Genomic DNA, 12,802 nt, shown 5'->3' with positions numbered 1-12,802 from the left:
CTCACGAGGCGACTCCAAGGTGCCGGTCGTCGGGCCCGACCGGGTCGGTGATCAGGGTGGGCGGGGGTGCGTGGTCGTCCACCTCGGCGGTGAACGGGCGGGCGTCGTCGCGGCAGATGAACTGCACGACGTGCCGGCCGGCGGCGGCCGCGCGGATCAGACCGCCGGTGGTCGCCCAGACGCCGGAGAGGTAGAAGTTGGCCAGGCCCGGCAGTCCCGGGCCGTTGCGCTTGATCTCCTCCTCCAGGGTCTCCCCGCCCTCCACGAAGGGCTGCCAGCCGAGCACGGTGCCGTCGTAGTTGCCGGTGTAGCGGACCTGGGTCAGCGGGGTGGAGACGTCCTTGACGGCCACCGCGTCCCGTAGCCCGGGGTGGTGGCCGTCCAGGAACTCGATGACGGCGTCGCGCACCCGGCGCTTCTCCCGCTGGTACTCCCGCCCCCGGCCGACCGGCAGGGTGTGCAGCTCCTCGCCGCGCCGCAGCCGGGGGGCCTGCTCGGGGCCGGTGCTCAGGGCCCGCCAAGGGGCGATGTCGCAGAAGTAGCTGGCGTAGACGACGGTGGTCCCGGCGGGCGACAGCTCGGGGTAGTGGCGGCTGCGGAACTGGATGTTGATGCTGGGGTGCCGGATGCCGGTGAGCCGGGCCGCGAACTCCTCCTCCAGCAGGTAGGTGGTGCACGGGTCGCCCGCCGGGAAGGGCGTGCGCAGGCCGAGGAAGACGGTGAGGTACCCGGGGAAGACCATGCCCGGCTCGGTGAGCGTCTCGGTGTACAGCCGCCGGTAGGTGTCGTTGAGGTAGCGGCCCTTGAGCAGGTCCAGCATCGTGGTGCGGCCGTCGCAGGCGGCCACCACGATGTCCGCCCGGACCTCGCGCCCGTCGCTCAGCCGCACCCCGACGGCGGTGTCCCGTTCGACCAGGATCTCGGTCACCTTGGCGTTGTACGTGATCTCGCCGCCGAGCCGCCGGTAGCGCTGCTCGACCGAGCGGGCCAGGCCGAGCGAACCGCCCTCCGGCACCCCGGCGGACTGCCCGGCGTGCGAGGCGAGTTGGAAGTACGTGGGCAGCACCGGGAAGTTGGGGTGCTTCTCGTACAGCACGAAGTTGAACGCCTCGCGCAGCAGCGGGCTGCGGAAGCGCGCCGAGTAGTCGCTCATCAGCACCGAGATGGAGCGCCGGATCACGTTGAAGTACGGCAGGAAGGAGGCGAGCATCCGCCAGCGCTCCCGTCGGCCCATCAGTCCGACCGGCTTGAGGAAGGGGTAACGGGCCAGCGCCAGGCGGAACTTGCGCAGGCCCGCGCAGAACTGCCGGATCTGCCGGGCGTCCTCGGGGGCGAGGTCCAGCAGATGGGCCTCCAGCCGGTCCGGGTCGGAGTAGAAGCGGACCGCCCGGCCGTCCCGGGTGCGCACCACGTTGAACACGTCGAAGTTGCGCATCCGCTTGCCCTGGAGGGCGCCGAGTTCGAGCCAGATCCGGTGCATCTCGTTGCCCGGCCCGCTGCCCAGCAGCCAGCTGACGCAGCAGTCGAAGGTGAACTCGCCGCGGTCCCAGGCGGTGCAGCAGCCGCCGGGCAGTTCGTGCATCTCCAGGACCTGGGTCCGGTAGCCGTTCATCTGCCCGTAGCAGCCGGTGGACAGGCCGCCGAGGCCGCCGCCGATGATGACCATGCTCTGCCTGCCGCTCATCCGGCCGCTCCCGGGTCCGTTGCTCCGACGGTGGCCCGGTCGAGTTGCGGCAGTCGGCCCCACTTGCCCGGGTGCCAGGGTTCCCGCCCGTCGCTGGGCCAGGCCCGGAAGGGCCGGCCGAGTTCCCGGCAGAGGTACTGGGCGGCGTACCGGCCGCTGGTGGCGGCCCGGATCAGGCCGCCGAGCGAGGCCCACTGCCCGGCCATCGAGAAGCCGCTGAGGCCGGGCAGCCGCATCCGGTCCCGGCTGACCAGGCGGTTGGCGGTGTCCTCGGCCTCGGAGAAGGCCTGCCAGGCGAGGATGCTGCCGTAGGTGTTGCCGGTGAACCGCTCGGTGGTCACCGGTGAGGCGACGTCGACCAGTTCGATCCGGGCGCCGAGCCCGGGGTGGACGCGGTCCAGGAACTCCCGGACGAACGCGGCGACTTCCTGCTTGCGCGCCCGGTAGGCCCGCCGGTCGCGGATCCGCAGCTCCTTCCAGGAGCGGTAGTCGCTGAAGTAGGTGCAGTGCAGCACCGACTTGCCGGGCGGCGCGAAGCCCTCCGCGTAGTTCGAGCGCAGCTGCACCACCAGGCTGTGCTGGAGCGAGCCGGGCAGCCGGGCGGCGTCCCGGGGCGTCAACAGATAGGTGGTGCTGTGCGGTTCGCCCGCCGGCAGCGGACCGTCGACGCCGACGAAGGCGGACACCACCGCCGGGTAGAGGTTGCCGGGCCGGTCCAGCAGTTCGCCGTACAGCCGGTCGGTGGCGGGGCTGGAGTAGCGTCCGCGCAGCAGCCGGTCGAGCACGGTCGGGCCGTCGCAGGCGGCCACCACGTGGTCGGCGAAGTACCGGGTGCCGTCGCGCAGTTCGACGCCGATGGCGCGGTCGTCCTCGATCAGGACCCGGTCGACCCGGCAGCGGTAGCCGATCGTCCCGCCGAGCCCGGTGTAGCGCTCCTCCACCGAGCGGGCCAGTCCCAGTGAACCGCCCTGCGGGAAACCCGCGTTGCCGGTGTGAGCGGCCGCCAGGGTGTACAGGTAGGGCAGCAGCGGGAAGCCGGTCGGCTCCTGGAGGAACATGGTGGGGAAGGCCCGGCGCAGCAGCGGGTCCTGGAACCGCTCGGCGAAGCGGCTCATCGGGGTGGCCGCGGTGCGCCAGAACAGCCGGAAGGCGGGCAGCACGGCGCGCAGGGTGCGCAGCCGCTCGGCGGCGGTCCGCAGCGGCGGCGGGGTGAGCTCCCAGGGCAGGTCGAGGGCGGCGAAGCGGCGCAGGTCGCGGCAGAAGGCGCGGATCGGCGCGGCGTCGCCGGGCGCGAGGGCCAGCAGGTGGGCCTCCAGCCGGTCCGGGTCGGTGTGGAAGGTGACGGCCCGGCCGTGCTCGTCCACGACCCGGTTGAAGGTGTCGAAGTGGGTCACCGACTTGCCGTCCAGGGCGCCGAGTTCGCGCCAGACCTGGTGGGCGCCGGTGCCCTCGGCGGTGCCGATCAGCCAGTCGATGCAGTAGTCGAACAGGTAGCCCTGCCGGGACCACGCGGTGCAGCAACCACCGGGCAGCACGTGCTTCTCGAAGATCCGGGTCTCCAGCCCGCTCATCTGGGCGTAGCAGCCGGTGGCGAGGCCGGCCAGGCCGGCCCCGATCACGATCACCCGGGGCGGGCCGGCGTCGGCCCGCCCCCGGCGGGGCCAGTCCGGCCCGCGGTCAGCGGACGTCATCTGCGGTTCCTCCGGCCGCCGCGTACTCGGCCGACGGGTACTCGGCCGACGCGTCTTCGGCCGAGGCGTCTTCGGCGGGGCAGTCCCCGGCCAGGACGGCTGCGGCCAGTTCGCCGTTGCGGGCGGCGAACTCGCCGTCCAGCATCTCGGCGTGGCTGCCGTGGCCGGCGTGCACGGCGGTGCCGGTACTGGAGGCGCCGTGCCAGGAGCCGGACTCGCCGCCGAGGTGGACGGCGAGGCGGTCGCGTTCGCAGACGACGTCCAGCCGGGCCCGGACGGCTCCGGTGTTGGGCGTTCTGCTGCAGAACTCCAGGTAGTCCCTGGCCTGTTGCAGGGTCTCCTGGGCGACGATCCGCGAGCCGGTGTGCCGGTGCAGGTGGTCCCGGAGCTCCCGTTCGAAGACGGCCACGTGCTCCTCGCCCAGGTCGAAGGCGTCCAGCACCCGGTAGGCGTCCACCAGCAGCACCGAGTCGACGGTGCGGCCGCGACGTTCCAGCTCCTTGGCCACCTCGAAGGCGAGATTGCCGCCGAGCGAGTAGCCGAGCAGCCGGTACGGTCCGGCCGGGTGCAACTCCTCCACCAGATCGGCGTAGCGCTCGGTCTTGTCGTCACCGGTCAGGTAGTTGAAGGCGGCGATCCGGTGTCCGGGCAGGGCGGCGGCGAGCTGCCGGTAGACCAGGCCGTGGCCGCCGGCGGGCGGGAAGCAGAAGACCGTACGGCCTTCGGGCGCCTCGGCGTTGAACCACAGGTGGGGTTGACCGCCGGCCACCTCCCCGGTGATGATCTGCTCGACGGTGCGGGCCATGCCGTGCAGGGTGGTGACCTTGAACAGCAGGCCGACCGGGATGCCGATGTTGAACTCGGTCTGCAGGTGGTGGATCAGTTCGATCAGCCGGATGGAGCTGCCGCCGAGCACGAAGAAGTCGTGCTGGAGGCCGACTTCGGCCACACCGAGCAGGTTCTGCCAGTGTGCGGCGACCCGCTGTTCGTACAGGGTGGCGGGAGGTTCGTGGGGCGCGCCGCCGGTGTCGGCGGCGGGCTCGGGCAGGGCGGCGAGGTCGACCTTGCCGTTCGGGGTGAGCGGCAGGGCGGGCAGTTCGGTGAGGTAGGAGGGGATCATCACGGTGGGCAGGTGTTCGGCGAGGTGGCGGCGCAGTTCGCGGCGGTCCGGTTCGACGCCCTCGGCGGGCACCAGGTAGGCGGCCAGCACCGCTTCGCCCGCGCTGTCCTGGCGGACCGTCACGCACGCTTCGGCGACCTCGGGCCGGGCGGTGAGGTGGGCCTCGATCTCGCCCGGTTCGATCCGGTGGCCGCGCACCTTGACCTGGTTGTCGATCCGGCCGAGCAGGTGCGCGGTGCCGGCGGTGTCCCAGCGGCCGAGGTCTCCGGTGCGGTAGAGCCGCTGAGGGCCGCTGCCCAAGTCCACGACCCGGAAGCGCTGTCCGGTCTGGGCCGGGTCGTTCGGGTAGCCGGCCGCGACGCCCGCGCCGCCGATCCACAGTTCGCCGGGAACCCCGGCGGGGACGGGCTCGCCGTAGCGGTCGAGGACGTACAGCGCGCTGTTCGGGAAGGGCCGCCCGATCGGGACCATCCGGCCGGCCTCCAGGCCGTCGGTGTCGCCCTCGTAGTAGCTGCTGTCCACGGTGGCCTCGGTCAGGCCGTAGGAGTTGACCAGCCGGGTGTCCGGGCCGCACAGCGCGCGCAGCCGGCGGTGCTCGGCGGCCTTCCAGGAGTCGGAGCCGACCACCAGCAGCCGCAGGAAGTCCAGCCGCAGGCCGTCGCGTTCACAGTGCGCCAGCAGGGCGCGGGCCACGGCGGGCACGAACTCGCCGCAGTCCACGGCTTCTTCGCGCATCACCCGGTACAACCGGGCGGTGTCGAAGAGCAGTTCGCGGTCGACCAGGACGAGGGTGCCGCCGGTGCCGAGGGCCCGGGCGAGGTCGCCGGAGAAGACGTCGAAGGCGGTGCCGGCCATCTGCAGGTGCACCCGGGCCTCGGTGTCCAGGCGATACTCGGCCCGCCAGCCGGCCGTCGCCGCGGCCAGGTTCCGGTGGTGGACCAGGACACCCTTGGGCCGTCCGGTGGAGCCGGAGGTGTGGATCAGGTAGGCGGGCCGGTCGGGGTCGGCGGCGGGCAGCGGTCCGGCGGCGCCGGCGGAGCGGTCCAGCTCGGCCAGGGTGACCGGCCGGGCGGGCAGTTCGGCCGCGGCCGGGTACTGCTCGTCCAGCACGACCAGCGCCGCGCCGGCGTCGGCCAGCTGGTGGGCGAGCCGGTCGGCCGGGTGCCCGGGGTCGAGCGGCAGGTAGGCGGCGCCGGCCCGCCAGACCGCCAGCAGGGTGGTGATCAGCTCGGGCGACTTCTCCAGGCAGACCGCGACCACCGATCCCTCGGCAACGCCGAGTTCGCGCAGCCGGGCGGCGGCGCGCTGGGAGCGCCGGTCCAGTTCGCCGTAGCTCAGCCGCCGGACGGCGTCCCGGCCGGGGACGACCACCGCGACCGCCTCCGGGTGCTCGGCGGCGGCCTTGGCGATCAGCTCGGGCAGCGGCACGTCGTGGTCGATCCGCCGCCCGGCGCCGCTGAACTCCTCCAGGACGAGTCGGCGTTCGGCCCCGTCCAGCATCCGCAGCCGACCGACCGGCTCGCCCTCGGCGGCCCGGGTCATGGCGTCCAGCAGGTTGCGGTAGTGGGCGGCGAGGCGGCGTACCGTACCGGGCTCGAAGAGGTCGGAGTTGTACTTGAGGACGCAGTGGAAGCAGTTGTCCGCACGGTCCTCGTAGGCGGACAGGGTCAGATCGAACTGCCCCTCTTCCTCAGGGAGTTCGATGTACTCCAGGCGGTAGCCGAAGCGCTCCACGGCGACCTTGTGGGTGAGCAGGATGAACATCGCCTGGAACACCGCGGAGCGGCTCGGGTCGTGTTGGAGGCCCAGCTGCTCGACCAGCAGCGGGAACGGGTACTCCTGGTTGTCCAGCCCGCCGAGCACGCTGTCCCGCACCCGGGCCAGCAGTTCGGTGACGGTCGGCTCCCCGGCCAGGCTCACGTGCAGCGGCAGCGGGTTGACGAAGTAGCCGTAGACGGAGGCGAACTCCTCCCGGGTGCGGCCGGTGACGGGGCTGCCGACCACGATCTCCGACTGGCCGGACCACCGGTGCAGCAGCAGGTAGTAGGCGCCGAGCAGCACCATGAACGGGGTGGCACCGTGTGCCCGGGCCAACTCGTGCACACGGGCGGTCAGTTCCTCGTCGAGCCGGAAGAACTCGGAGGCCCCGTTGTGGGTCTGCACCGCCGGGCGCGGCTTGTCGGTGGGCAGGGCCAGCACCGGCACCCCGGCGGGCAGGTGGCCGCGCCAGTAGTCGAGCATCCGCTGCGCCTGCGGCCCGGCCAGGAAGCGGTTCTGGTGGTTGAGGAAGTCCAGGTAGCGGGCGGCCACCGGCGGCAGTTCGGGGGTGCGGCCCAGGCACAGCGCCTGGTAGACCTCGAACAGCTCCTCGATGAAGGTGAAGGTGGAGATCGCGTCCGAGACGATGTGGTGGACGGCCTTCATCAGCACCCAGCGGTCCGGCCCGCGCCGGAACAGCCGCAGTCGCACCAGCGGGTCCTCGGCCAGGTCGTAGGGCCGCCGGTACTCGCGGACGATCAGCGCGTGGATCTCCTCCCAGGGGCGGCCCTCGACGTCGAACAGCCCGGTGTCGGCGACCGCCTCGGAGCGGATCCGCTGGACGGGGCGGCCCTCCTCGGCGGTGAAGGCGGCGCGCAGTCCGGGGTGCCGGGCGACCAGGAAGGCGAAGGCGGTGAAGATCAGCTCCGGGTCGAGCTCGGCGCGCACCTCGACCGCGCCGCCGATGTTGTACGCGAAACCGTCCGGGTGCAGCTGGCGCAGGAACCACAGCGCCTGCTGGTTGTGGGTGAGCGGGTAGCGGGCCTCGTCGGTGTGCAGTTCGACCTCGGCCCGCGCCGGGCCGCCCTCGGCGGCGAGCTGTTCGGCCAGGCCGGCGGTGAGCAGCTCGACCAGGTCGGCGACGCTGCCGTTGCTGAGCAGTGCCACCACCGGGAGGGCGACGCCGAGTTCGGCGTGCACCCGGGCGCGCAGCTCCATCGCGAGCAGCGAGTCCAGGCCGTGGGCGCCGAGCCTGGTATCGGGGGTGATCCGCTCGGCGGCGGTGCGCAGCACGGCGGCGGCGGCCGCGGTGAACCGCTCGGTGACCAGCTGCCCGCGGGTGCGCGGGTCGGCCGCGCGGTAGCCGTCCAGGAAGCCGCCGGTCTCGGCCGGGGCCTGTTCGGCGGCGCTCGCCGCCAGGTCGGCGACCAGCGGCGGCGGGACGGGGTACCAGGCGAGGAAGGTCGGCCAGTCGACGACGGTGGCGACCAGCAGCTGGGCGCGGTCCTGCCCGAGGACGCGTTCCAGCACGGCGGTGCCGGCCTCCGGGGGCAGCGAGCTCATGCCGCGGGCGTCGCGGTAGTGGGCGACCAGGCCGAGTTCCTCGATCATGCCGGTGGCCCAGGGGCCCCAGTCCAGGCTGAGCGCGGGCCGGCCGTCGGCCCGGCGGTGGTGGGCGAGGGCGTCCAGGAAGGCGTTGCCGGCTGCGTAGTTGGTCTGCCCGGCGGTGGTGAGCAGCGAGGCGACGGAGGCGAACAGCACGAAGTGGTCGAGCGGTTCGTCGGCGAGCAGCCGGTGCAGCTGGAGGGCGCCGGCCACCTTGGGGGCGTACCCGGCGTCGAAGGCGGGGCGGTCCATCTGCGCCAGCAGGGTGTCCCTGACCTGCCCGGCGAGGTGGAACACGCCGCGCACGGGAGGGAGTTGCCGCTGTCGGTGGTCGGCGAGCCAGGCCGCGAGGGCGGGGCCGTCGGTGACGTCCACCGCGGCGAGCAGGGGTTCGGCGCCGAGCGCCTCCAGTTCACGCAGGAAGGCGATCCGCTCCCCGGCGGGCGTCGCGGGGGCGACGGTGTGCCAGTCGGCGCGCGGTGGCACGGCGGTGCGGCCGACCAGGACCAGCCGCCGGGCGCCGCGGCGCACCAGGGTGCGGCAGAGCAGCCGGCCGAGCGCGCCGAACGCGCCGGTGACCAGGTAGCAGCCGTCGGGGCGCAGCACCGGCGGCAGCGGCCGGGTGAGGCCCTCGGCGGGGCGCAGCCGGCTGGTGAGCCGGCGGCCGGACCGCAGGGCGAGCTCCTGCTCGGCGTCGGCCGGGAGCTCGGCGGGGAGTCCGGCGGGGAGTCCCGCGGCGACCTCGGCGAGCAGCGCCTCGGCCTGGTCGGCGGCCGGGAGGGCCGGGTCCAGGTCGATCAGGCTGCCGCGCTGGGCGACGAGTTCCTGCTGCCAGAGCACCCGTCCGATGCCCCAGGCGGGGGCGCCGAGCGGTTCGACCCGGTCCTGGGGGCCGGTGGCCTGGGTGCCGCGGGTGACGATGTGCAGCCGGCCGTCGGGGCGGGCGGCGGGCAGCGCCCGGGCGAGGGTGATCAGCGAGTAGGCGCCGTGGGTGGCGAGCCGGTCGAGCTGCCCGGGGCCGTCGGGGCCGAGGTCGTTCAGCTCGGGCAGGTCGAGGTTCCAGAGGTGGACGACGGTCCGGTGCGCCGGGTCCAGCTCGGCGAGGAGCCGCTGGAGGTCCTCGACGGAGTCGGGCCGTACGGTGCTCTCCCCGTCCCCGGTCGCGTACGAGCTGCCGGGCCGGACGAGGTGGCTGCGGGCGCCGCGCCGCGCCGCCAGGGCGGCCAGCCGTTCGGCCAGGCCGCCGGCGTCGGCGAACAGCAGCAGGTCGCCGACGGGGGCGTCCTGGGGCAGGGCCGGGGCGTCCTGCCAGGCGAGTTCGGTGAGCCAGCCGTCGATGGTGGCCAGGCCGACCGAGGCGGCGGCCCGGGCGACGTCGGCGGCCCTGAAGCCGGTGATCCGGCCGAGCGGGGTGCCGTCCTCGGCGTACAGGGCGAGGTCGCCGACGAGTTCCTCGCCGGTGTCCCGGGTGACGGTGGCGTGCACCCACAGCGGCCGGTCGCCGATCGCGTCGAGCCGGACCTCCTCGACCGCGACCGGCAGCCGGACGCTGCCGTCCTCGGGGGCGTGCAGCCGGGTGGTGAGCAGGGTCTGGAAGCAGGCGTCGAGCAGCACCGGGTGCAGGTGGTGGTCGGCGGCGCCGGGACCGAGCCCCTCGGTGGGGCGGATCCGGGCGAGCGCCTCGCCCGGCCCGGCCCAGACCTCGGCGACGGCCCGGAAGGCGGGCCCGTAGTCGTAGCCGCGCTCGGCCAGGCGCCGGTAGCAGTCGGGGCCGTCGAGGCGCTGTCCGCGGCCGCGCAGCGCCTCGAGGTCGGCCGCGGGCCCGTACGAGCGGCGCTGGCCGGTGCGGACCCGGCCGCTCGCGTGCACGGCGGGCTCGCCGCCGGCCGGGGTGGCGGCGATGGTGAAGCGGGCGTCCTCGGGGGCGTAGCCGAGCTGGACGGGCACGGGTTCGGTGGCGGAGAGGAACAGCGCCCGGTGCAGTTCGATCTCGGCCAGCACGACCTGGGTGCCGCCGGTCAGCGCGCGGACGGCCTGGGCGGCCATCTCCAGGTACCCGGCGGCCGGGAAGACCACCCGGCCCTCGATCCGGTGGTCGTCCAGGTAGGGCAGCCGCTCGGGGTCGAGGGCGGTGGTCCAGGTGGGCTGGGCGGCGGCGGTGCGGCGGCCGAGCAGCGGGTGGTCGACCTGCCCGAGCCGGACCTGCTCGACCGGCTTCGGCTCGACCCAGTGCCGTTCGCGCCGCCACGGGTAGGTCGGCAGCGGCACCTGGCGCCCGGCCGGGTGCAGTGTGCGCCAGTCCAACTCGACGCCGAGGGTGTGGAGTTCGGCCAGGGTCCGGGCGATGCGCTCGGGTTCGTCCTGCTGCCGGCGGATCGACGGCAGGGTGTGCGCCTGCTCGGCGCACTCGCGGATCGCGTGCCCGAGCACCGGGTGCGGGCCGAGCTCCAGGAACAGCCGGTACCCGTCCTCGGCCATCCGCTCGACGGCGGCCCGGAAGCGCACCGGGTGGCGGACGTTCTGCCACCAGTAGTCGGCGTCCAGTTCGGGCCCCCGGGCCGGCCCCTCGCGGGCGGTCAGGTGGAGCGGCAGCCGGGCCCGCTGCGGTTTGATCCCGGCCAGGGCGGCGGTCAGCTCCTCCCGGATCGGGTCCATCCGCACGCTGTGGTAGGGGACTTCGACGTCCAGGAGGCGGGCGAAGACGCCCTGCCGTTCGAGCCCGGCGGCCAGTTCGCGCAGCGCCTCGGTGTCCCCGGCGAGGGTCACGGCGGAGGGGCTGTTGACGGCGCCGAGCGAGACCCGGTCGCGGTACGGGCGGATCCGCCGCTCCGCCTCGGCCTCGGGCAGGCCGACGGCGAGCATCGATCCCGTCCCGGCCAGCCGCTGCTGGAGCGAGCTGCGGGCGAGCACCACCCGGACGGCGTCGGCCAGGTCGTAGACCCCGGCCTCGTGGAAGGCGGCGACCTCGCCGGTGCTGTGGCCCACCACCGCGTCGGGGTGCACGCCGTGACTGCGCCAGAGCGCCGAAAGCCCCAACTGGACCGCGAAGTTGGCGGGCTGGGCGAGCCACGTCCCGGCCATCCGGGAGTCGGCCTCGTCGCGGTCGAGCTCCGTCAGCAGGGACCAGCCGGCCTGGGCGCGGATCTCCGCATCCACGGCCCGGACGGCCTCACGGTAGACCGGCTCGGCCTGGTAGAGGCCCCGGCCCATCCCCCACCACTGCGGCCCCATCCCGGTGAACACCCAGGCCAGGCGCCGCTGTCGGCGCTCCCGGGCGCGACCCTGGACGACCCCGGGGTGGGCTTCGCCGCGCTCGTACGCGGCCAGCGCCGCGGCCAGGTCGGCCGGCCCGGTGTGGACCACGGCGAGCCGCTCGGGCAGGTGCTCGCGGCGGTGCGCCAGGGTGTGGCCGAGGTCCTCGGGGCACACCCCGTCGGCGAGCTCCTGCCGTACGGCGGAGGCGAGTTCGGGCAGTCCGGCGGCGTCCCGGGTGCTCAGCGGCAGCACCGTGACGGCCGGTCGCGGCGCGGCGGCGACGGGTGCGGGCGGCGGCGGTTCCTCCAGCAGGACGTGGGCGTTGGTGCCGCCGAAGCCGAAGGAGTTGACGCCCGCGCGGGCCGGCCCCCGGTGCTCGGGCCAGTCGACGGGGGCGGTCGGGATGTCGAAGGGCAGCTCGGCCAGGTCGATGGCGGGGTTGGGCCGCTCCAGGTTGAGGTGCGGCGGGATCCGCCGGTGCCGCAGGGCGAGTGCCGTCTTGATCAGCCCGGCGACCCCGGCGGCGGCCTCGGTGTGCCCGATGTTGGTCTTCACCGAGCCGACGTAGCAGCGTTCCCCGGCCCGGCGGCCGATGCCGAGCACCCGGCCGAGCGCGGCCGCCTCGATCGGGTCGCCGACCGGGGTGGAGGTGCCGTGCGCCTCGACGTACTGGAGGCTGCCGGGCGCCACCCCGGCCTCGGCGCAGACCCGCTCGATCAGCGCGGCCTGGGCGTCCGCGCTGGGGACGGTGATGCCGTTGGTGCGGCCGTCCTGGTTGACGCCGCTGCCGAGGATCACGGCGTGCACCTGGTCCCCGTCGCGCAGCGCGTCGGAGAGCCGCTTGAGCACCACCACGCCGACCCCCTCGGCGCGCACGTAGCCGTCGGCGGAGGCGTCGAAGGCGCGCGAGCGGCCGTCGGCGGAGAGGAAGCCGCCCTTGGTCTCGGCGATCGTGTACTGCGGCGCCATGTGCAGCAACGCACCGCCGGCCAGGGCGAGTTCGCTCTCACCGCGGAGCAGGCTCTGGCAGGCGAGGTGGACCGCGACCAGGGAGGAGCTGCAGGCGGTGTCGATCGAGATGCTGGGGCCGCGGAAGTCGAAGCAGTGCGAGATCCGGTTCGACACCATCGTCATCATGGTGCCGGTGGCGGTGTGCGCGGCGATGGTGGCGAAGTCCAGGTCGGCGAACTGGAGGATCTTCCAGTCCAGGGTGAAGGCGCCCATGTAGACGCCGACGTCCCGCCCGGCCAGCTCGCCGGGGCGCAGCCCGCCGTCCTCCAACGCCTCCCAGCTCACCTCCAGGAGCTTGCGCTGCTGCGGGTCCATGTGGGCGGCCTCGCGCGGGCTGATCCCGAAGAAGGCCGGATCGAAGGTGTCGAAGCCGTCGATGTAGCCGCCCCGGCCGCCGATCAGCCGCCCCGGCTTGGCGCGGTCCCGGCTGCCCAGGGTTCCGGTGTCGTACCGGTCGGCGGGGGTGTCGGTGAGACAGTCCCGGCCCTCGATCAGGTTGCGCCAGTAGGTCCGGTGGTCGTTGGCGTGTCCCGGCAGGCGGCAGCCGATGCCGGTGATCGCGATCCGTTCGCAGGGCACGGCGAAGGGCGAGGTGGTCATGGTCCAATCCGGGGGTGGTGGCGGGGACGGCGCGGGTGCGGGCGGGCACGGGCGGCACGAGTGGAGGTCGGCCTGACG

At 74.2% G+C, this 12,802-nt stretch carries 3 protein-coding genes; all 3 read right to left on the bottom strand.

The features are described from left to right. Window position 1 precedes the first annotated feature (1 nt). The 3 genes from ABTY61_RS02980 to ABTY61_RS02970 are packed head-to-tail and all read right to left on the bottom strand — an operon-like array spanning window position 2 to window position 12,724. A complete protein-coding gene (locus ABTY61_RS02980; RefSeq protein WP_350503400.1) occupies window positions 2-1,666 on the bottom strand; it encodes a phytoene desaturase family protein in 1,665 nt (554 codons plus the stop codon). Window positions 1,667-1,680: 14 nt separating this feature from the next. Beyond that, window positions 1,681-3,375 carry a phytoene desaturase family protein gene (locus ABTY61_RS02975; protein WP_350503140.1) on the bottom strand — a complete coding sequence of 565 codons (1,695 nt, stop codon included), beginning with the start codon at window positions 3,373-3,375 and terminating at the stop codon, window positions 1,681-1,683. Then, a complete protein-coding gene (locus tag ABTY61_RS02970) occupies window positions 3,362-12,724 on the bottom strand; it encodes a non-ribosomal peptide synthetase/type I polyketide synthase (RefSeq protein ID WP_350503139.1) in 9,363 nt (3,120 codons plus the stop codon). The genes ABTY61_RS02975 and ABTY61_RS02970 overlap by 14 nt, the downstream gene beginning before the upstream one ends. Window positions 12,725-12,802 lie beyond the last annotated feature (78 nt).

Source organism: Kitasatospora sp. NPDC096128 (assembly GCF_040303105.1).
In the GTDB taxonomy this organism is placed as follows: Bacteria; Actinomycetota; Actinomycetes; order Streptomycetales; family Streptomycetaceae; genus Kitasatospora.
Note: the sequence above shows the minus strand (reverse complement) of the source record. Positions and strands in the feature narration are given on the sequence as shown.